The sequence below is a fragment of the Halorubrum sp. 2020YC2 genome (genome assembly GCF_018623055.1).
Classification (GTDB): domain Archaea; phylum Halobacteriota; class Halobacteria; order Halobacteriales; family Haloferacaceae; genus Halorubrum.
The window spans coordinates 1,744,966-1,764,596 of record NZ_CP076019.1; the positions used below are offsets into that span (position 1 = coordinate 1,744,966).

Below are 19,631 nucleotides of genomic sequence, written 5' to 3' on the forward strand. Positions count from 1 at the left end.
GTGAACGCGAATTCTCGAAGGGTTCGTCGTTTTGCCTGTCGGTCAAGCGGACAGGAGATAACTCCGAGTCCGGCGACGCGTCAGCGACTCCCCGCTGGCAAAGACAACGGAGAGGAATTCACCGCGTCGAGGACAGGAGTACCGACGGTTTGGCGCTGGCAGTCGGCGGCCGACCACGACGACCGGGTGAGGCGTGAACTCCCGTGAAGTGGCGGAGTCATGGTCGCGAACCTGAAACTCTCCCCGCTCGGGAGTTCTCCACCTTCAGGCGGGGACGGACGTCAACTCTGTGACGCCGCCGCCGGCGCTATCGACCGCTCAGAGCAACTGGTAGTCGCGCTCTTCGTGCTGGACGGAGATCCACTTGGTCTCGGTCAGTTCGTCCATAATCCACTCGCCGTTGTACCGGCCGAGGCCGGAGTTCTTCATCCCGCCGAACGGGGCGTTGGGTTCGTCCTGAATCGGGTGGTCGTTGACGTGGACCATCCCGGCGTCGATCTGATCGGCGATGGACCGACCGTGTTCGACATCACCGCTGTAGACGCCCGCGGCGAGGCCGTACTCGGTGTCGTTGGCGAGTTCGACAGCCTCTTCGTCGGACTCAAACGGGATAACCGGAGCGACGGGGCCGAAGTGCTCGTTACAGGCCGCGGACATATCGTTGGTACACTCCGAGAGGACGGTCGGTTCGAGGAACAGGTCATCGACCTCGCCGCCAGTTTCCAGCGTCGCGCCGGCGTCGACGGTCTGCTCGATGAACGAGGTGAGCTGCTCGATCTGGCTCTCGTTGATAATCGGACCGAACTCCACGTCCTCGTCAAGCGGATTCCCGATAGTCAGCGACTCCGCGTGCTCGACGAGCGTCTCGACATACTCATCGTAGACGTCCTCGTGGACGAGGTGGCGGTTAATTGAGATACACACCTGCCCCTGATGACCGAACGCGCCGACCGAGCCGGCCTTTGCGGCTGCTTCGATGTCGGCGTCCTCGGTGACCACAAACGGCCCGTTTCCACCCAGCTCAAGTGCTGGGAGCGCGAGCGCGTCTCCGGCCTGACTGGCCACGGACCTGCCGACCGCCGTCGACCCGGTAAACGACATCACGCGCGCAGTCGGGTGACCGGCCATCCGGTCGCCAATGTCGGAGCCGTGGCCCGTGACGACGTTGACGACGCCGTCCGGGAGACCGGCCTCCTCGGCAATGTCGGCCAGCAGGAGCCCGCCGGTAATCGGTGTGTCCGTCGCAGGTTTGATAACGACAGTGTTCCCCAGCGCAAGCGCGGGGCCAAGCGCTCGCGTCGTGAGGTGTAGCGGAAAGTTCCACGGCGAGATAATCCCGACGACACCAGCGGGCTCGCGGACGATGTGATGGTCTTTGTCATCGTGATACATCGAGTCGCGGACCTCTTCTTCCGGCGGGACCATCTCTAGCGCGCTCTGGAAGTCAGCCAGAGAGAAGTTGGCCTCGGCAGTCGCTTTGGCCTGTACGCTGCCGGACTCCACCGCAAGCAGTTCGACGATTTCGTCGAGTCGGTCCCGCATCACCCCGATCATCGACCGGACGTACTCGTTGCGTTCCTCGCGTGACAGCGCCGCCCAGTCGGACTGGGCCGCGTCGGCGGCCTGATAAGCGTCGTTGACATCCCCCTCCGTCCCAGCGGGTACTGCCGCGATCTCCTCGCCTGTCGCGGGGTTCGTCACCGGAACCGTATCCGACGCTCCGGCGTCGCGCCACTTTCCGTCAATGTACAGTCGGCTCCACGCCGTCTGGTTATCAGGTTGCGACACAGTACGCCGTATACGGCGCCACGGAGTGTTATCGCTTTGGTAGCCGGTGTTCGAACAAGGGTAAAGACGGTCGTGCGCAGAGAAGCTGATTCCATGCGAAAGCGAGTTGTCTCTGCCATCAGTTTCTGCTTCGGCGTTGCTGAAACGGTTCGAGAAGCTAGTCGTTCCGCGTTTCACCTCACGAAAGACACGTTTGGCGCTGTTCCGATTTCCGTGCCGTTCATATCTAAACTCGAGGCCGTGTTTTCACAGGTTCGGTGGAGTGAAACCGCACCGTCACGGAGCGAACGTCGACGAGATACCCGACGAGGGTGAATTTTTCGCCTTGGCAATGTACCACAGTGGGACCTGAACGGCTGTATGCGGGATCGCGGCGGTAGCGAGAGCATACAGAGATCGGTCAATGCCCCATCCCACCGAGAGGCTGATAATGCGGGAACATCGGGTGTGGAAGGTGGACACCGAGCGCCATCAGCCCGTGCGCGAACAGCACGTACCCTAACACGACGAACACCACGCCGAGCAGCCGATGAACGCGACGCCGGTGGGCAACGTCGATCGACTGGATAATCGTCCCGTAGAGGAAGACGGCCTGAATCGTCCCGATACCGAGGGCACCGAGAGCGATTCCCCCGGTGGTCGGGGAGCCGCTCGCGAAGGCGAACAGAGACGCGGGATACAGCATCGGGCAAGGAAGAAACGCGTTGACGGCGCCGAGGCCGACAATACTCGAGCTGTTCACGTGTCGGTGAACTCTCGCCGCGAGCCACGACGTGACGCGCTGGACGCCGGGTATTCGAATATCGCCTCCGCTTCCCCCACTGACATACCGAACGCCGGTCGCTACAATGAACCCTCCGACCGCAAGACCGACAACACCTCGCAGGAGGTCGGCGATCGGTGTCAGTTGATCAGCGGTGACGAACACGACGCTTCCGAGCGCGCCGAAGACCGCCCCGAGAATCGCGTACGTCGTCGCCCGCCCGAGGTTGAACAAGAAGTGCTGACGAACCTCGTAGGTCGTGAGACGGCCGGCACGTCCTCTATCGGCTGTTACTGTTCCACCGTCAGACTGCGGCGTCATCCACTTCGAGTACATCGTCACTAGCGGCCCGCACATCCCGATACAGTGTGCGCCGTCGAACACCCCGATGAGGACGAAGAGCGCGACGTCAATCCGGAGGAGCGACTCTATCATAGTCGTTCTCGGCTGTGTACGGGTTTGCGTCGTCTGGTGTGTCTCTCGAACGGTCCCGGACAGGTATCAGGGACGTATTACGGAGGATAGCGAGGGGTCGCGCTCGGCTGGAGACTTCGCAAGTATCCGGCGCGTAACTTGAGGGAACAATTCTTCACGGTAGATGCCGATACGCCAACGATGACGGACGAAATAGACATCCCAACCGAGCCGCGGGCTGCGGTCGACGCACTAGCGACTCATCTAACTGCGACCGCAGATCGCCCAGTACCGCCAGCGACGAACCGATGGCTCGGAGAGGCCGAAGCCGTCGCCCGTGATGCTACTAGTGACGATCTCGACACGCAAACCAGGCGGAAACGGGTTCGGCAAGTTGCGACACTGCTTGAGTCGGCTGACGAAACGGGCGATGCGGTCGCCGACCGCCGCATCGAAGCAGCGATCGAGTGTTGTCGTATCGTTCTTGCTAACGAGTGACGATGATTCTGTTCGTACGGAATAGCCCTCTCGCTGCGAATTAAATTACACTAAATAGATATACCTAATTAAACTACAAAAAGTTATTCATTTCTATTAAAGAAACTAGTATGAGTTACTAACGAGTGTTCTAGCGCACCACACTTATGTTCGTAGTCTCTGAAGAGTACTTTGATGAGTTCAAAACAAGACGATCTTAAGGAGACGAACACCGAGGCCCGCTTCGAGTTCAAGAAGGAGGAGAAGTCCGCCTTCAAAAGCGAGAAGGGTCTCACCGAGGAGACGGTCCGCGTCATCTCGGAGGACAAGGACGAACCGGAGTGGATGCTGGAGCGCCGCCTGCGCGCGTTAGAGCAGTTCCAGGAGATGCCGATGCCGACCGACTGGCCCGGCCAGCCGGACCTCTCGGAAGTCGACGTCGACGAGATCGTCCCCTATATCCGGCCGGATGTCGATGTCCGCGCCGGCGTCGACGACTGGACGGAGCTCCCGGACGACATCAAGGACACGTTCGACAAGCTGGGCATCCCGGAGGCCGAGAAGAACGCGCTCTCGGGCGTCGGTGCGCAGTACGAATCGGAGGTCGTCTACCAGAACATGCAGGAGCGGTGGGAAGAGAAGGGCGTCATCTTCTGTAACATGGACGAGGCGGTCCAAGAGCACGAGGAACTCGTCCGCGAGCACTTCATGACGAACTGCGTCCCCCCGAGCGACAACAAGTTCGCCGCGCTTCACGGCGCCATCTGGTCCGGCGGCTCGTTCGTCTATATTCCCGAAGACACTACCGTCGACATGCCGGTTCAGGCGTACTTCCGGATGAACTCCGAGGGGATGGGCCAGTTCGAGCACACGCTCATCATCGCGGAGGAGGGCTCCGAGGTCCACTACATCGAGGGCTGTTCCGCCCCGAAGTATTCGAAGTTCAATCTTCACTGTGGCGGCGTCGAAGTGTTCGTGGGCGAGGACGCCCACGTCCAGTACTCGACGGTGCAGAACTGGTCGAAGAACACGTACAACCTGAACACCAAGCGCGCCATCGCGGAGAAGGGCGGGCGCATGGAGTGGATCTCCGGCTCGATGGGGTCGAAGGCGACGATGCTGTACCCGTCGACGATCCTCAAGGGCCGCGGCGCCTCCGACAACCACATCACCATCGCCTTCGCGGGCGAGGGTCAGGACATCGACACCGGTGCGAAGGTGTACCACAACGCGCCGGAAACGAAGTCGACCGTCGAGTCGAAGTCGATCGCGAAGGACGGCGGCCGCACGAACTACCGCGGGCTCGTCCACATCGCGGACGGCGCGGAAAACTCCTCGACGGCCGTCGAGTGCGATGCGCTGATGTTCGACAACGAGTCGACGTCGGACACGATGCCGTACATGGAGATCAACGAGTCGAAGGTCGACGTCGCCCACGAGGCGACCGTCGGCAAGATCGGCGACGAGGACATCTTCTACCTCCAGTCGCGCGGGCTGGACGACGACGACGCGAAACAGATGATCGTCTCCGGCTTCATCGAGCCGATCACGGAGGAGCTGCCCATCGAGTACGCCGTCGAGCTCAACCGGCTCGTCGAACTCGAGATGGAGGGCTCGCTGGGGTAATTCGATGCCGGAGTGCGCCCACTGCGGAGCACACGTCTCACGACAGTTCGTGATCGTGTTCGGGTTAGACGGTGGCGACGTAGTTGCCTGCCCGGCGTGTTCCGGTCGGGCACATATCGCAGAGACGATCGTGGATCGATACTAGTCACAGACTATGGAACACTGCTTTGCGTGCGAGACCGACTATGGGTACCTTGGGACAGGCCCACACGAGGGATCCTGTCCAGCGTGTGGCTCGACCGCTGTCACTCCCGCAGGCGAACTCGGTATTGTCGACACGGAGACGTGGGAGAGCGCGAACGGACTCTCGACGATCCACGTGACAGCGACTGACGACCGGTCACGTCGGTTTGAATTTGTTGTTGCGGCGCGGCGGGGACGAGGGAAACTCGTCTGTCTCGCGATCGATGGAGTGACCGTACCCACCGAGACGGTGTGGTCCGTTCCATCTGCGGTTGCTACGAGAGTTACCGCGCATGGTATCAGGATCAGCGACTCGACGCCGGCTCAAAGCTCATAAAGAGTAGTAGAATGAGTGTTTGACCGGCTCAGAGACTACGCCACGGCTCTGTCGAAATTCTCAGCAGATGATATGTTTTTGGAGACGTGCTGAATACAGGGCGCATACCTCGCAGTTGTCGTATTCGTTTCTTATCATTAGACATCCTATAGTAGGCGGAACAGTCTGGTTAAATTCGATACTTGGTCAAACCACACAAAACATATAACAAATTAGTAATCAGAGAACTGTATGATACCTATATCCGCGTTTCAATTTGGTATCCCAGTCGCTATTTTTCTTATTGCTGCCGTGATGGCGTTCCTCCGATCTGATCTGACACGCTATCATATCCCTGTGATTATGTTAGCGCTGTTTGCGCTAACTAGTGGACTGATGATCCCTGTCGGGGCTGAGCTGATACGGACCGACGCTGAGAGAATCGATTACCGAGTTACATCTCAGCAAGGGAGCTGTAATGCGACCGCTGATGAGCAAGTCACTAAATTTGACAGCTTATCAACAGAGGCTCAAGACGTGTTTCTCTCAACACTCCAGTCAGACGAGGAATATACCACAACTGTCCACCCAGACGAATACGAACTCTCAACCGACGTGGGTGCGCAAAATTACATTATATATGAATCAGACTGCTACTCATTAGTTGGTTCCTCTAGGGGAGGTCTTCACTATGGGATTCTACTCCACGTACTGCCCATCGTGGGGATCCCGATAGCTATCGGGCTCGCCACACTGGCTGGTTTTAGCTACCGATACAGAAACTTTAGAATTCCAGTCACAGTCGTTTCTGGTATTACTACTGCCATCGGGCTATACACACTCGTTGGTCTCCGCACGCTACTACCGATCAGTTTCCTCCTAGCTGCTACCGTGTGGATTATACTGAAAGATTTCGAGCCACTGAAAGGGTAAAATGGTCATAATTCGTAAATACGTACGAGAGCGATAATTCGGGTTGCTGTCACCAGACACAGAGTAGCAGGGTGGTGCGGTAGATCCGAGGAGAGGATTAATACTGTCCTCGTGCTGAATACACCCTCTGTATCGGTCATTTCGCTATTGACAACTGTCGGGGAATTTGTTGATGACATGCTGTATAGAGCGCGCGTATCGCACATCGACACTCTGTGATTGTGAACGCGTACTCGCGCTAGAACAAACGGATGCGTTCTCCACAAAGAAGATACTTGTAGACTAAGAATAAAACTAGATCATGTCAGTTGAACGGATATCAACGGGCGTTAGTGGTTTGGATGAGGTTCTGGACGGTGGTCTCATTCCGGGCCGAAATGTTCTCGTCCGTGGGTCGCCGGGTTCGGGGAAGACAATCTTCGGATTACACTTCCTTTCGGCAGGGATAGATGCCGAAGAGACCGCTTTGTACATTAATATGGGTGAGCCGCAGGCGTACGTCGAAGAAACAGCCGACGCGTTCGGTCTCAATACTGAGCAGATACAATTTCATAACCTCTCGCCGACCCAAGAGCAGTTCTCGGAGCGCAACTCCTACAGCGTCTTCGAATCAGCTGAAGTCGAACAACCGGATTTTATCGAAGACCTACGCGACGAAGTCGACAAAATCCAACCAGATCGTGTGTTGCTTGACCCGATCACAGAGTTTCGATATCTTACCACCGACGAACGGCAATTCCGCTCCGGTGTTCTTGGCCTCCTCGACTATCTCAAAGAGGTTGGCGCGACGGTGATGCTCACTTCGCAGGCTGGCGGTTCGATCACGGACGACGATATTCAGTTCCTCGTCGACGCTGTCATCTCACTTGATGTGACTCCCGAAAGCAGGGCAGTCAACGTCTCCAAGTTCCGAGGGTCGTCGTTCCGACGCGGAAATCACTCCTACGATATTACTGACGATGGACTGACGGTCTGGCCGACACTCGTTCCCGGCGAACATGAGCGAGAGGTCGAATCGGGGACGCTCTCTTCGGGCGTGGCGGAACTCGACGAGTTGCTCCACGGTGGCTTAGATCAGGGAACCGTAACGATACTCAGCGGTCCGACTGGCGTCGGCAAGACCACGACCGGTCTCCAGTTTCTCATTCAGGCGGCTCTTGAGGGTAAACAGAGCATTCTATTCCAGTTCGAAGAGGCGGAGTGGACCATCCGCAAACGAGCCGACGCGATCGGCCTCCCGCTACAGGATGCGCTGGACAGCGGACAGCTCTCCATCGTCGGAATCGATCCGGAAGAGTATACGGTCGGCGAATTCGAGGATCTCGTCCGCGAGGCGGTCACCGACGGTACCGAAGTGGTGATGATCGATGGCTCACAAGGGTTTCAGGAGAATCTCCGTGGGCTTGACAACACGACGGGTGCGTTGTTGCGGATCGGCCGATTCTTGCGGGCCGCTGGCGTCTCCACGATCCTCGTCAATGAAGTTCACAATATCACTGGAGACTTCCATGCGACCGAAGAGCGGACGAGCAATCTCGCGGACAACATCATGTTCTTGCGTCACGTTGAGTATCGCGGGAAGGTGCGGAAGGTCATCGGGACGCTGAAGATGCGGACGAGCGACTTCGAACGTAGCCTCAGGGAACTCGAAATTACGGCGGACGGGATCCGTGTCGGAGAACCTCTTCCGCAGCTTCGGGGTATTCTCACCGGGACGCCGGAGTGGAACGATACGGATACTGCCAGCAAACACGACGTTGACAACGACGAACAGACGTAACTGTCGCACGAGATGAGAGACCAGTCATAGGAGTCGCCGATCCGAACATCATGCCCACGAACGAACAGCATACGAATCGAGAAGCAGTCGACGAATCCAAGCGCGTGCTCACTTTGGTCACTGACCCGGGAAATCAGCGTGTCCTCGAAGAGTGGCTAACCGCACACGATCAGTACACGCTCGTCGAAACCCCGGATATCGCCGAGGCTACATTCGACTGCTGTCTGCTCGATAGAAAGCAGTTGGACGAACACCGGTCGAAACTCCTGAACCGAAAAGAAAGCGAGCAGATTATTCTCCCGTATCTCTTGTTGGTTCAGGAGTCAAGACATCGAGAGATCCGCAATCGTCTCCGGGATGAACATCCGGAACTGTGGGATGCGATTGACGGGTTGATCGACATGCCACTCGCAGAAAGTCAACTCAGTGAACAGCTAGAGACGTTTCTCCGCCTTCGGGATCAGTCGATCGCCGCATACAATCAGCGAGCACAGCTCCGGCAGATCCGGGATCAACACGCCGGTCACGGAGTGTTAGTCACCGACACAGACGGAACAATCGAGTACGTGAACGAAGGATTTGAATCTCAGTCAGGCTATACGAGCGAGGAAGTTGTCGGTACCACCCCGCGCATTCTCAAATCAGGTGAACACGATGAGGCGTTCTATGAGGAGTTGTGGAACACCATCGTAGCGGGTGACGTCTGGGACGGGACTGTCATCAACAGTCGAAAAGATGGGGATCGGTATGTTATCGAACAGACGATCGCTCCGGTAGAAGGCCCTGATGGAGATATTACGCAGTTCATCGCCGTCAACCACGAAATTACTGAGCTTAGAGAACTAGAAGAGAGTCTCCGCCAGCAACGCGAGCAACTCGACGTGTTGAACCGAGTTCTCCGACACGACATCCGGAACGATATGAACGTTGTTGTCGCGTGGGGCGAAATGCTTGAAGACGAGGTAACGCCGACTGGACAGGAGAAACTCGACAGGATTCTCCGGGCGGGGCGGCACGTCGTCGAACTCACGAATGTCGCCCGAGACCTCTCAGAAATCATTCACGGTGACGGGACGCCGGAGCTTAGCCCAATCCCGCTTCGACAGCTCCTCAGTGAGGAACTCGAAAAGCGCCGGGAAACGTTCGCAAATGCCGAGATCACGATGGCAGATCCACCCGATCAGAGGACACACGTGCTGGCGAACGAGTTGCTCTCGTCGGTGTTTCGGAACCTCGTCAACAACGCCGTCCAGCACAACCATACAGCTCAACCAAATGTAATGATTTCTGTTGAGGAAGCTGACGAGTCAGTCCGCATCAGAGTGGCCGATAACGGGCCAGGAATCTCAGACGATGTGAAAGAGAGTCTGTTCCGAGAGGGTAAGAAAGGGCTTGAAAGCGGGGGAACCGGAATGGGCCTGTTTCTCGTCGACAGTCTTGTTGAGAGTTACGGCGGAAATGTCTGGATCGAGGACAGAGTGGAGAGCGAATTGTTCGATACTCCTGACGAAGCGGATCCAGCCGGCGCAGTTTTTATCGTCGAGTTACGGACGACGGCGAAACAGGACAAAATCGATGGAGGACGTGAATGAACGACGCGTACCCTACGGACGATTCACCCGATGATGGCGCTGGGCAGGCAGCTTTGTTCCCGTTGCTCTCTGGGGAGGGGAATCAACGGTTGGTGGTTGAGTGGATCCAAGCTCATGACCGCTATACGCTGGTCGATCCGGACCAGCCGGTCGAAACGGCGACGTTCGACTGCTGTATCCTCGACGGGGAGATGCTGCAGACACACGCTGAGACGCTTCGAGCCCGAAAACGCGAGGCGAAGCCGGCTCTGTTGCCGTGTCTTCTCCTCATACCGGAGGCGGACCTTTCACTCATTGAAACTGACAGCGGGGAAATTGCCGACAGCGTCGTGTTCGAAACCGCCGACGAGGTGGTCTCGATGCCGATTAAAAAGGCTGAACTGGAGTGGCGGACACAGGCGCTCGTCAGGCTGCGGACCCAGTCGCAGCGCCTCAAAGAACGGACGGAGACGCTGGAACTGTTCAAGCAGGCCGTCGAAGCCTCCGGTCACGCCATCTGGATATCCGATACGGACGGAACGATCAACTACGTCAATTCGGCGTTCGAATCGATCACGGGCTACAGCCGAGATGAGGCCGTTGGCGAGTCACCGAATCTTCTCAACTCCGGAGAGATGGACGACGACTTCTACAGCGACCTCTGGGAGACGATTACCGCTGGTGATACGTGGCACGAGGAGATTACCAACCAACGCAGCGACGGCTCGCAGTACGTCGCCGATCAGACGATCGCACCCATCGTCGAAGACGGGGAGCCGAGAGCGTTCGTCGCCGTCCAGACCGATATTACCGAACGCAAAGAACTCGAAGGTCGGCTCTCGTTGTACCGCGATATCATCGAACGGCTTGAGGATCCGATCATGATCCAGACCTGTGAGGGGAGTTTCGGCTGGTTAATGACGCGCTGTGTTCGTTCGCCGGGCTGTCGAGAGATGAACTGCTCGGCGGCGGCGAATACGCGTTTATCGATGAAGAAACTGCCACGACGATCGCCCGACAGAAACAGCGCGTGATCGAGACTGAACAGCCGGTCGAATACAGCGTTGAGCCGACCTTCAAGCACAGCGACAGAGAGGCGATCTTCTATACGAGTCGGTACCCCTACTACGAGGACGGAGAGCTCGCGGGGACGCTGGCGATCTGCCGGAACGTGACTGATCTCGAAGAACGGACCCGACAGCTCCACGTACTTGATAACATCCTGCGGCACAATATCCGCAACGAGCTGAACGTGATCCACGGTCGAGGCGAGCAGCTTCAAAGGAATCTTGAGGGCGAACCCAAAGCCGCTGCCGGCACCATCGTTGACCGGGCCGAAACCCTGTTGACGACGAGTGAGAAGTCGCGGGAGATTACGACTGTTCTCAGTGATTCACAGGGGCCAACCTCTGTAGATATCGGGCAGGTGGTTCGGGTTCTTGCCAAAGAGACGGCCGACGAGTGGCCCAACGCAGATGTCGACGTTACGGGCCCAACGCAGCTCGTCGTCTCTGCCGCCGAATCGATTACTGCCGCAATTGAAGAGCTGTTGACCAACGCTGTGATCCACAACGACAGCGAAAAGCCCTGTGTGCGTGTCAACCTTGCTGTCGAGGGATCATGGGGCACTCTTAGCGTGCGGGACAACGGTCCGGGTATCCCAGAATTTGACAGAGATGTCCTCGAATCGGGAGGGGCTATCGAGACACTCTCACACGGTAGTGGACTGGGGTTGTGGCTGGTCTACTGGACAGTAAACCATTCTGGAGGGAAGATCAACGTCGATGAGCGTGAGCCACGCGGCACCGAGATTACAATCTGGTTTCCGCTGGAAACTGGTGGGTAGCAGGTTTGTGGATTAATTATTTCGGCTCATCGTAGACTCAGCGACCTGGAGAGCCTGTCGAAAATGAACGTTTTCTTTTCGAGACCATCGGCTGCGAGCGCTTTCTCAAGATGGACTCGATACCCCTCAGATCGCTCTGACATATGCTCATTTAGAATGGTATGTAAAATAACCCCGCCTATAATTATCACTATAGATATCAAATATACACTCGAAACGCGGCTCTCATCGACCGGCTGTTTCAGGTGAGAATACGTTACAGAATTAAACTTCAACAGAACGTGCTCAATGGCACGAAATCCAAGTCGGTCTCTTCCGCCCCATCTCTTGTTTCACGCTCTCCTAGGGTAGCTCCGTTCCCGTCAAGCCTTCAGAGCCAGTAAGGAGGATCTCACTCTGTATTGCCGCCGTCACCTACTGTCCTGACCGAGCTACTAGCTTGAGGGCCGGCATTGTCACCCCTTACACCTCCGAGCCGGTCAGGCTCTGCATCAATGGTGAACCCGCTGAGGCGGTTTTGAAGCTTCCCTGCTCGCTCTTTGAGATTGTCTGCGTTCTGAGAGACTTCCGCAAGTGATGAGGTTTGTTCTTCGGCTGCTGCTGAGACATTATCGGACTCGCTGTTCACTTCATTTGCCGCGTTGGCGACCTCCTCGACGATGCTTACGACTTCCTCTGTAGAGGCGGCTTGACTGTCTGTTGCGTCGCTGATCTCTTGGATACCATCATTCACCCCTTCGACGGTGGTCGTGATCTCATCGAGAGCAGCGAGGGCCGACTCAACCGTGTCAGCGCCCGAACGAACCCGGTCTTGCATAGACTCCATATCTTCAACGGTCTCATCGGAGTTGGACTGAACACGCTCTATCCGCTCGGTAACATCATCAGCAGCCTCCGCAGTCTCCTCTGCAAGCCCCTTCACTTCGTCCGCCACCACGGCGAACCCGGATCCCGCCTCACCAGCGCGAGCCGCTTCTATCGAGGCATTCAGCGCAAGCAAATTCGTCTGCTCAGCAATATCCTCGATCAACTCCACAACTTCTCCGATTTCATCAAGCTCACTTGCGAGCGTGTTGACCTGATCGACTGTCTGTTCAGACTGGGACTCGATCTCTTCCATCTCATCAATTGCCTCTGACGCGGCTTCTTGCCCGTTATTACTGAGTTTAACAGCATTCTGAGAGGCTGTAGCAACTTCGTCTGCTGAGGACGCAACTTCTTCGACTGTCCCAGAGAGATTCTGCATCTCGTTCGATGCCTCTCGGCTCTGTCCGTGCTGTGTATCCGCGTCTGCCGCAATAGCTTGGATAGAGTCCGCAACTTGCTCGCTCGCACGCTGCGTCTCTGCCGTCGATGCACTCACATCTTCACTCGCAGAAGCGACCTCATCAGCGAAGGCTTGAATCTGCGCGAACGTCAGCTCGAGATCCTCCACCATTTCGTTGAACGTGGTGGCTATTTCGGCCATCGCCTCGTTGCTTACATCGGTATCAAGTCGGCGGGTGAAGTCACCGGCCGCACACTCAACCATTACCGACTGGTAGTCGGCAGCGGCCTGCTCAAGTTCCGCGTTGAGTTCTTGCATTTCCTCGCGCTGTTCGGCCGCCTCTATCTCCTTCTCTTTGGCACGATCTCTCGCTTCCTCTGCTTCTTCCAGTTTCTCTTGGACCTTCTCGCGAGCCTGTTGTCGCTGAATTGCGAGAGACTGCCAGAGGAACGTGATTGTCCCCGCGAGCATCAGCACCCCAACAGCGTGTATTCCACCCCAGACGACCGGGTTAGCCATCGCAGCCGGATGGTTATAGACTGTGAACCACTCTATGAGCCCGAAGACACTGTGTTGGAGGGCAACGTACCCAATCGTGATCGCGAACGGTACCCAATCCTCATAGAGTGCGACAACCCCGACTCCAACAAAGTAGATAAAATGTGCCTCGATGAATCCGCCAGTAAAGTACGCTAACACCGACCCCTGTACCATGAACGCGACCGCGCCTGTCGCCGCTCTAATTCGGCGGGGAAGTACCGGAATTGCAGCTATTACTACCAATCCCAACACGATCCCAGTGCCGACCACGGAGTGTAGCATTGGGATGACCGGCAATTCCGCACCAGTGATCGACTCCGCGCCCACCATCCGACTCACTCCGAAGACAAACGGAAGCAACGCGAGCGTGAACGCCAACACACCGATGTGCCGCCGTCTGAACGTCTCATCCGGAATCTCTTTTCCGTTCGGCGTGTTCTCTATGTACCGCTGAACTGGCGATTCTACATCTCCTAATTGCATATACTTCTGCTGTGTGATACCATATATAGTACCTCGCACCGAGTTCTCGTTTTTGAGAATATTTCGCTTTGTTGAACCCGATGACGGCATCGGGGTCACCGGTTGAGCGATCGTTCGAGATTGTAGGCTGTAGGAACGACGGCTGTTGGGTCGGTGAGTATCGAGCCGACGCGAACGGGGCGATAAACATTACAGACCGCTACCGTAGTGGAGAGGGCAACCGCCGAAGCGACCGGACTTCCGGGCAGAAGGCCGGTAACGATGACTCGGCTACGGATGGGGCCGTCCGAGAGACGGAGTCTCTCGTGATCACGAAAATCTTCGATTTTCGAACGACCTCTTTGACCGGGCCACAAGGCAGCCAAGCCGATGCTGAAAACCAGCAGACGACGCTTGGAACGTATGCGTCTTGAAACCAACAGGCCGCTACACTCGGCCTGAAATCCCTTGGTGGGATTCCTCCGCGTTCACGCGGAGGAGGAGCTCAATGGCTTGATCCAATACGTAACGAGGACCGGATTGTTACCCTTCCAGAGCCGGATTACGGTGCGCGAATCCGTGACGGCCCTACCGTGAGCGAGATCGTTGACGAAGCACACAGAGAATTAGCCAAGCTCGAACAGGAGCGAGAAGATTAACTCCCGAAAACGGACGCCAGACTCGCCGGTAATCTTCTTCAGTCGGTCGATCAGCGAGTTCGTCTTCGTCGGCGTCTCACGGAAGTTCACGAAGCCGCCCGCCTCGTCGAAACCGCCAATTTGCCGATTTACAACACGTCCCCAAATGCGGTTCTCAGGCGTTAAACGGCGCTAAGACTGCCGATGATGAGATCTAGTAAGAATTCGTATGGGACCGCTGAGAGTCGAACTCAGGTCATACGGACCCCATCCGCATAGGATACCACTACCCCACGGTCCCTGACTACACGCTGAAAAACGACGGTCCGGTAATTAAGGACTTCGTTTCACTCCTCGTCGGCGTCCCGCGGGACCACGAGGTCGCCGTCGTCCCACACCGCGAGGCTCCCGATCGGATCGCCCTCGTAGACGGCCAGCCCCTCGGACCGGCCGAGGACGTACCCGTCGCGCTCGGCGGTGACCGTCGCGCGCTCTTCGCCCCCGGCGTCGACCACGCGAGCGAGGACGTCGCCCGCGTCGAACGCGTCCCCGGCGGCGACGCGGTGCCGAGCGAGTCCGGGGGTGTCTGTCGTCGGACCGCGGAAGCGCCGCACGGGGAACTCGACGGGCGCCGGGTCGACGCCGACGCCGGGCGCGCCGACCGACTCGGGGACGTCCTCGCTCGCCAGAAGCCCCAGTTCGACCGCGACGCCGAACGCGCCCGCGACGCCCGCGGCGAGCAGGTCGTCGTCGACGACGCTGTGGGCGCCTAGCTCCGCGGTGAACGCCGGGATGCCCGCCTCGTTGAGCACGGCGCCGGCGGTCGATCGCTGGAGGCTCTCCTCGACGTACTCGGCGGCGGGGTACTCCCGGACGGCCGGGAGGCCGAACGCGTCGACGAGGCGGCCGAGGTCCGCGGAGAGCGCGGCGGCGTCCGCCTCGCTCCGGCGGTCGCCGTAGAGGACGCGGTCGCGGATGGCGAAGGGGACGCTGCCGACCCCCGCGGTGTGACAGTCGATCAGCGCGTCCGCGGCGGCGTTCGAGCCGACGGTCTCGACGGGGAACTCACTCGATCCGTCCGCGCACTCGCCCGCGTCGTCCGGTACCTCGCCCGTGATCGCGGCGTACAGCCGGGCGTCGATCCGCTCCTGGAGCTTCGGCGGGCGGGCGGACTCCGCGTCCGCGTCCGGGAAGTGGCGGTTCGGGTCCTTGTCTGCGTAGTACGTCTCCCGCGCGTTCCGACGCAGCCCCGCCGGGGAGACGACGGGGACCGCGACGACCGCGCCGGCGAGGCGGTCGAGGCGGTCGGAAAAGGCCGCGACCGCGTCCTGAACGACCGCGACGCCGGTCGCTTCATCGCCGTGGACGCCCCCCGTGAGCCAGAGCGTCGGCCCGGCTTCGGCGCCGTTCGCGACGGCGACCGGGAGCCGCTCCGAGCCGCCGGTCGGGAGGTCCGCCACCGGGAGCCGGCCGCGGCCGAGCGTTCCCGGCGCCGCGCTCGCGCTCCCGATCGCTATCCGTCCGCCCTCGTCCCCGTCCGCGTCCGGCTCGTCCATGGTCGGATCCGGTCGCGGCGAGCTATAAAAGAACGCGCTCCAAGTCGACGACCGTTCCGCTCTCGCCGTCCGGGTCACCGACCACGCGACCGAGACAGACCGCCGTGCCGTCGGGCGTGAGACACGCGACGAGCGGCGGATCGGGGTCGGCGTCTCCGTCCGTTTCCGCGCCGTCGCTCGCCGCCGAGACGGCGTCGTCGTCGACGTCGATCACGCCGGGCGCGTACACGGGCGCGCCGGTCGCGACGTTGCGCGCGGCCGACCGAGCGACCGTCACCGCGGGGAGGTGCGTCAGGGCGTCCTCCGCCGGGCGGACGACCTCGCGGAGGAGCGCGTCATCCCCGTCTTCGGCCCACGCGAGCGCGTCCACGAGGTCCTGGAGCGTGTGGAGGTCGCGGTCGTCGAACGGGTCGGTGGCGCTGCGCCGGAGGTGACCCATGTGCGCGCCGACGCCGGTCGCGAGTCCGACGTCGTGACACAGCTTCCGGACGTACGTCCCCGACTCGCAGCGGATCCGGAGGAGGGCCTTCCGGTCCTCGACCGTCAGCACGTCGAGGTCGTGAACCGTCCGCGTGCGGAGCCGGCGGCTCACGGCGCTTTTCCGGGGCGGCTTCTGGTAGATTTCGTCCTCGAACGCAGCGACCACCTCGCGGAAGTCGGCCGGAGGGGACGCGTGGAGCTCCAACACCGCGACGTACTCCTTGGCGCCTTCGAGGAACACCTGCGCCATGCGCGTCGCGTCGCCGGTCAGCGTGGGGAGACAACCGGTGACCTTCGGGTCGAGCGTGCCCGAGTGGGCGACGCCGCCGGTGGGAGGCCCCTCGGGGTCGAGGGCCGCGAGCGTCTCGTCTATCGCGTCGCGCACCCACGCCGACACCTGATGCGAGGAGGGGCCGGCGGGCTTGTCGAGGTTGACGACGCCGAACCGGAGCAGCTCGGGCACCGAGCGCTCTCCGGGCGGGGATCTGAGGGGGTCATCGCCGTCGACGGGGGCGTCGGCGTCGGTATCGGAAGCGTCTGTCATGCGGGGCTAGTCGATTCTCAGAAGTCGTACACGACGCCTTCGACGGGGGCTTTCCCCTCGTCGTCCGCGGGGTCGTACGCCTCGACGGTCGCGACGAGGACGTCGAGGAACGGTTCGGGTCCCCAGCGGGCGGTGTTGTACGCGGCGTCGTAGATCGAAAGGTCCTCGATGTCGATGTTGTAGTACTCCCGGTACCGCTTGCGCTCGGAGGCCTCGCGGCGCTCCGTCTCGGCTCGGGCGCGGTCGACCGGCTTCGCCTCGCGCTCCGCGATCCGCTCCGCGCGGACGCCGAGCGGCGCGTCGAACCAGAAGCGGAAGTCGGCGTGGTCGGCCGCGAGCCACCCGGCGAGCCGCGATTCGAGGACGACGTCGTCGCGGTCGACGGCGATCTCTCGGAGCCGGCGGTCGAGGTCGCGGTCGATCTGCGGGTCCTCCTCCGCGAACTCGTTGAACTCGACGGGCGTCATGTCGCGTTCGGCCGCCATCTCGCGGAAGATGTCGCCGCCGGAGACGTGCCCGAGTCCGAGCGCGTCCGCGAGCTGGACTGCGTTCGTGCTCTTCCCGCTCCCTGGCGGGCCGGAGACGGTGATCAACATATCTCCACTCCGCGGGTGCCGTTCAAAACCGTTGTCGTTCGACGCCGGGGGGGACGGGCCGGCGACGGCGGGCGAGCCGGCGACGGAGCGCGGGCCCGTTCACGCCTCGCCGTCCGCGGTCGCGGCCGTCATCGACCAGACCGCGACGAGCCCGAGCAGGAGCGCGGGGACGAGCGGGAGCGCGAGGTACGTCGCGAAGAAGGTGAGACCGAACGCGCCCGCCGCGTACGGGTAGGCGTAGATGATCCCCGGGATGACCAGCACGCAGGTGAACAGGACGGCCGTCAGCGCCCACCCCTTGCGGCCGAAGCCGTCGGCGGTCGGTTCGCCGGCGGCCGCCGTCGGTCCCCGCGAGTCGCCGCCGTCGTCGCCGGCCGGGGTGCCGCCGTCGCTCGCGCCGTCGGCGTCGCCCTCGGTTCCGGGGACGTGGACGTAGCCGCCGTCGGTGGTGCCGCCGGCGGTCTCGTCCGCGTCGGCGTCGGTCTCAGAGCTCACTATTCGGTTTAACCACCACTTTGCCAAAGCCCTCACGGTTTTCTATCATCTCGTGTGCGCGCGCGGCCTCGCTCATCGGGAGGACCTCGCGCACGCGAGGTTCGAAGGTGCCGTCCCAAACCAACTCCAGCACGTCGTCGACCTCGCCGGGCGTCGCCATCGTCGAGCCGAGCACCGACAGCTGGTTCCAGAAGATGCGGTTGAGTCCGGCGCCCGGGTTCCCGCCCGTCGTGGCGCCGCAGGTGACGAGCCGGCCGCCCTTCGCCATCGACTTGAGGGAGTCCGGATAGGTGGCCTCACCGACGTGGTCGACGACGACGTCGACGCCGCGCTTGCCCGTGATCTCGCTGATCTCGTCCGCGAAGTCGTTCGCCTCGTAGTCGATGACGTGGTCGGCGCCACAGTCCTCGGCGTGCGAGAGCTTTTCCTCCGTGGACGCGGTCGCGAACACTTCACAGCCCGCGTGGTCCGCGATCTGGACCGCCGCGTGGCCGACGCCGCCGGAGGCGCCCAAGACGAGCACCTTCTCGCTCGCCTCTATCTCGGCGCGCGTGTGGAGCATGCGCCACGCGGTCTGGAAGACCAGCGAGGCGGAGCCGGCGACCTCCCAGTCGACGCCGTCCGGGACCGGGACGAGGTTCGCCGCCGGGACCGTCGCCTTCTCCCCGTGGACGCCGCGGACGTGTTCCCCGATGATGTGGAAGGAGACGCACAGCGACTCCTGCCCGTTGCGGCAGAACTCGCAGTTCCCGCACGAGACGCCCGCGCTCACGGCGACGTGATCCCCGGGCTCGAAGCGCGTCACTCCCTCTCCGACGGCCTCGACGACGCCCGCCGCATCGCTGCCCGGAATGTGCGGCATCTCCAGGTCGATGCCGGGCATCCCGCGTCGCGTCCAGATGTCGAGGTGGTTGAGCGCGCCGGCCTTGACGTCGACCAGGACCTCGCCGCGGTCCGGCTCGGGGTCGGGGAACTCGCCGTACTCGATCACGTCGCGGTCGCCGTGCTCGGAGAACTGAACGGCTTGCATACCCGGACACTCCGAGTGAACCCACTAAACAGTACGCCTCACGGAAACGGGCGGCGCGTGTGGCGACCGTGCGAGACCCCCACAGCGACCCGTCCGTTTCGTGATGTTTAAGTACCGAAAGCGGGAGGTAACGAACGCACGAACTGTAGGGGCGTCGGGCCCCGAGTCCGAGAGGGCGATGATACAACGCGGGTTGCGGTAGCCAAGCTTGGCCCAAGGCGCAGGGTTGCTAACTCTGTGGCGTCACTGCCTCCGGGGTTCGAATCCCCGCCGCAACGCTCGAACGGACGAGTACCGCCGGAATCGCGCCGGTAGGACTCACCACA

At 60.4% G+C, this 19,631-nt stretch carries 14 protein-coding genes, 2 tRNA genes and 2 pseudogenes; 8 read left to right on the forward strand and 10 right to left on the reverse strand.

From position 1 onward, the window contains the following. Nucleotides 1-318: 318 nt before the first annotated feature. The 3 genes and pseudogenes from KI388_RS08625 to KI388_RS08635 all read right to left on the reverse strand — a co-directional run bounded on the left by KI388_RS08625 (nt 319) and on the right by KI388_RS08635 (nt 2,986). Nucleotides 319-1,788, reverse strand: coding sequence for an aldehyde dehydrogenase family protein (locus KI388_RS08625; protein WP_345777400.1), 1,470 nt, complete (start codon nt 1,786-1,788; stop codon nt 319-321). A gap of 28 nt (nt 1,789-1,816) precedes the next feature. Further along, nucleotides 1,817-2,072, reverse strand: a pseudogene (locus tag KI388_RS08630) (hypothetical protein); the annotation flags it as partial. 116 nt (nt 2,073-2,188) lie between these two features. Then, complete coding sequence (locus KI388_RS08635) at nt 2,189-2,986, reverse strand: sulfite exporter TauE/SafE family protein (RefSeq protein ID WP_215086262.1); 798 nt, start codon at nt 2,984-2,986, stop codon at nt 2,189-2,191. A gap of 651 nt (nt 2,987-3,637) precedes the next feature. Here KI388_RS08635 and sufB point away from each other — a divergent pair. From sufB to KI388_RS08665, 6 genes are all read left to right on the forward strand, one after another. Next, on the forward strand, nt 3,638-5,068 hold the full coding sequence (sufB, locus tag KI388_RS08640) for a Fe-S cluster assembly protein SufB (RefSeq protein WP_215086263.1): 1,431 nt from the start codon (nt 3,638-3,640) through the stop codon (nt 5,066-5,068). A 751-nt stretch (nt 5,069-5,819) separates the two neighbouring features. Then, complete coding sequence (locus tag KI388_RS08645; protein WP_215086264.1) at nt 5,820-6,500, forward strand: hypothetical protein; 681 nt, start codon at nt 5,820-5,822, stop codon at nt 6,498-6,500. 301 nt (nt 6,501-6,801) lie between these two features. Beyond that, complete coding sequence (locus tag KI388_RS08650) at nt 6,802-8,280, forward strand: ATPase domain-containing protein (protein WP_215086265.1); 1,479 nt, start codon at nt 6,802-6,804, stop codon at nt 8,278-8,280. 50 nt (nt 8,281-8,330) lie between these two features. Next, nucleotides 8,331-9,872: an ATP-binding protein gene (locus KI388_RS08655; RefSeq protein WP_215086266.1), complete on the forward strand. Its 1,542-nt coding sequence runs from the start codon at nt 8,331-8,333 to the stop codon at nt 9,870-9,872. Beyond that, entirely contained in the window at nt 9,869-10,885 is a 1,017-nt protein-coding gene (locus KI388_RS08660) for a PAS domain S-box protein (protein WP_215086267.1), read from the forward strand. The genes KI388_RS08655 and KI388_RS08660 overlap by 4 nt, the downstream gene beginning before the upstream one ends. Then, complete coding sequence (locus KI388_RS08665; protein WP_251133259.1) at nt 10,810-11,697, forward strand: HAMP domain-containing sensor histidine kinase; 888 nt, start codon at nt 10,810-10,812, stop codon at nt 11,695-11,697. The genes KI388_RS08660 and KI388_RS08665 overlap by 76 nt, the downstream gene beginning before the upstream one ends. Before the next feature lie 391 nt (nt 11,698-12,088). On the opposite strand, the gene KI388_RS08670 is transcribed toward KI388_RS08665, so the two are convergent. Next, nucleotides 12,089-13,987: a methyl-accepting chemotaxis protein gene (locus KI388_RS08670; protein WP_215086269.1), complete on the reverse strand. Its 1,899-nt coding sequence runs from the start codon at nt 13,985-13,987 to the stop codon at nt 12,089-12,091. A gap of 128 nt (nt 13,988-14,115) precedes the next feature. On the opposite strand from KI388_RS08670, the pseudogene KI388_RS15640 reads away from it, so the two are divergent. Then, nucleotides 14,116-14,400: pseudogene (locus KI388_RS15640) on the forward strand (hypothetical protein); the annotation flags it as partial. Nucleotides 14,401-14,834: 434 nt separating this feature from the next. On the opposite strand, the gene KI388_RS08675 reads toward KI388_RS15640, so the two are convergent. The 6 genes from KI388_RS08675 to KI388_RS08700 form a co-directional block, all read right to left on the reverse strand. Continuing rightward, a tRNA-Pro gene (locus KI388_RS08675) sits at nt 14,835-14,905 on the reverse strand. A gap of 46 nt (nt 14,906-14,951) precedes the next feature. Further along, nucleotides 14,952-16,160, reverse strand: a complete 1,209-nt coding sequence (locus KI388_RS08680; RefSeq protein ID WP_215086270.1) for a succinylglutamate desuccinylase/aspartoacylase family protein — start codon at nt 16,158-16,160, stop codon at nt 14,952-14,954. 22 nt (nt 16,161-16,182) lie between these two features. Beyond that, nucleotides 16,183-17,184 (reverse strand): RNA-guided pseudouridylation complex pseudouridine synthase subunit Cbf5, encoded by a 1,002-nt coding sequence (locus tag KI388_RS08685; protein WP_215086271.1) that lies wholly within the window; start codon nt 17,182-17,184, stop codon nt 16,183-16,185. Between the two features lie 17 nt (nt 17,185-17,201). Beyond that, nucleotides 17,202-17,780 (reverse strand): (d)CMP kinase, encoded by a 579-nt coding sequence (gene cmk, locus KI388_RS08690; protein ID WP_215086272.1) that lies wholly within the window; start codon nt 17,778-17,780, stop codon nt 17,202-17,204. A 99-nt stretch (nt 17,781-17,879) separates the two neighbouring features. Then, entirely contained in the window at nt 17,880-18,275 is a 396-nt protein-coding gene (locus tag KI388_RS08695) for a hypothetical protein (RefSeq protein ID WP_215086273.1), read from the reverse strand. Beyond that, the gene (locus KI388_RS08700) at nt 18,265-19,305 is read right to left on the reverse strand and encodes a zinc-binding dehydrogenase (protein ID WP_215086274.1); all 1,041 of its coding nucleotides are present in this window, start codon (nt 19,303-19,305) and stop codon (nt 18,265-18,267) included. The genes KI388_RS08695 and KI388_RS08700 overlap by 11 nt, the downstream gene beginning before the upstream one ends. Nucleotides 19,306-19,497: 192 nt before the next feature. On the opposite strand from KI388_RS08700, the gene KI388_RS08705 reads away from it, so the two are divergent. After that, nucleotides 19,498-19,583 (forward strand) — tRNA-Ser (locus KI388_RS08705). Nucleotides 19,584-19,631: the final 48 nt, after the last annotated feature.

Bases quoted from the DNA above. Each gene is read 5' to 3' on its own strand.
- KI388_RS08650 (WP_215086265.1), top strand. From the start codon at position 6,802: ATGTCAGTTGAACGGATATCAACGGGCGTTAGTGGTTTGGATGAGGTT.
- KI388_RS08645 (WP_215086264.1), top strand. From the start codon at position 5,820: ATGATACCTATATCCGCGTTTCAATTTGGTATCCCAGTCGCTATTTTT.
- sufB (WP_215086263.1), top strand. From the start codon at position 3,638: ATGAGTTCAAAACAAGACGATCTTAAGGAGACGAACACCGAGGCCCGC.
- KI388_RS08670 (WP_215086269.1), bottom strand. From the start codon at position 13,987: ATGCAATTAGGAGATGTAGAATCGCCAGTTCAGCGGTACATAGAGAAC.
- KI388_RS08685 (WP_215086271.1), bottom strand. From the start codon at position 17,184: ATGACAGACGCTTCCGATACCGACGCCGACGCCCCCGTCGACGGCGAT.
- KI388_RS08660 (WP_215086267.1), top strand. From the start codon at position 9,869: ATGAACGACGCGTACCCTACGGACGATTCACCCGATGATGGCGCTGGG.
- KI388_RS08700 (WP_215086274.1), bottom strand. From the start codon at position 19,305: ATGCAAGCCGTTCAGTTCTCCGAGCACGGCGACCGCGACGTGATCGAG.
- KI388_RS08655 (WP_215086266.1), top strand. From the start codon at position 8,331: ATGCCCACGAACGAACAGCATACGAATCGAGAAGCAGTCGACGAATCC.
- KI388_RS08680 (WP_215086270.1), bottom strand. From the start codon at position 16,160: ATGGACGAGCCGGACGCGGACGGGGACGAGGGCGGACGGATAGCGATC.
- KI388_RS08635 (WP_215086262.1), bottom strand. From the start codon at position 2,986: ATGATAGAGTCGCTCCTCCGGATTGACGTCGCGCTCTTCGTCCTCATC.
- cmk (WP_215086272.1), bottom strand. From the start codon at position 17,780: ATGTTGATCACCGTCTCCGGCCCGCCAGGGAGCGGGAAGAGCACGAAC.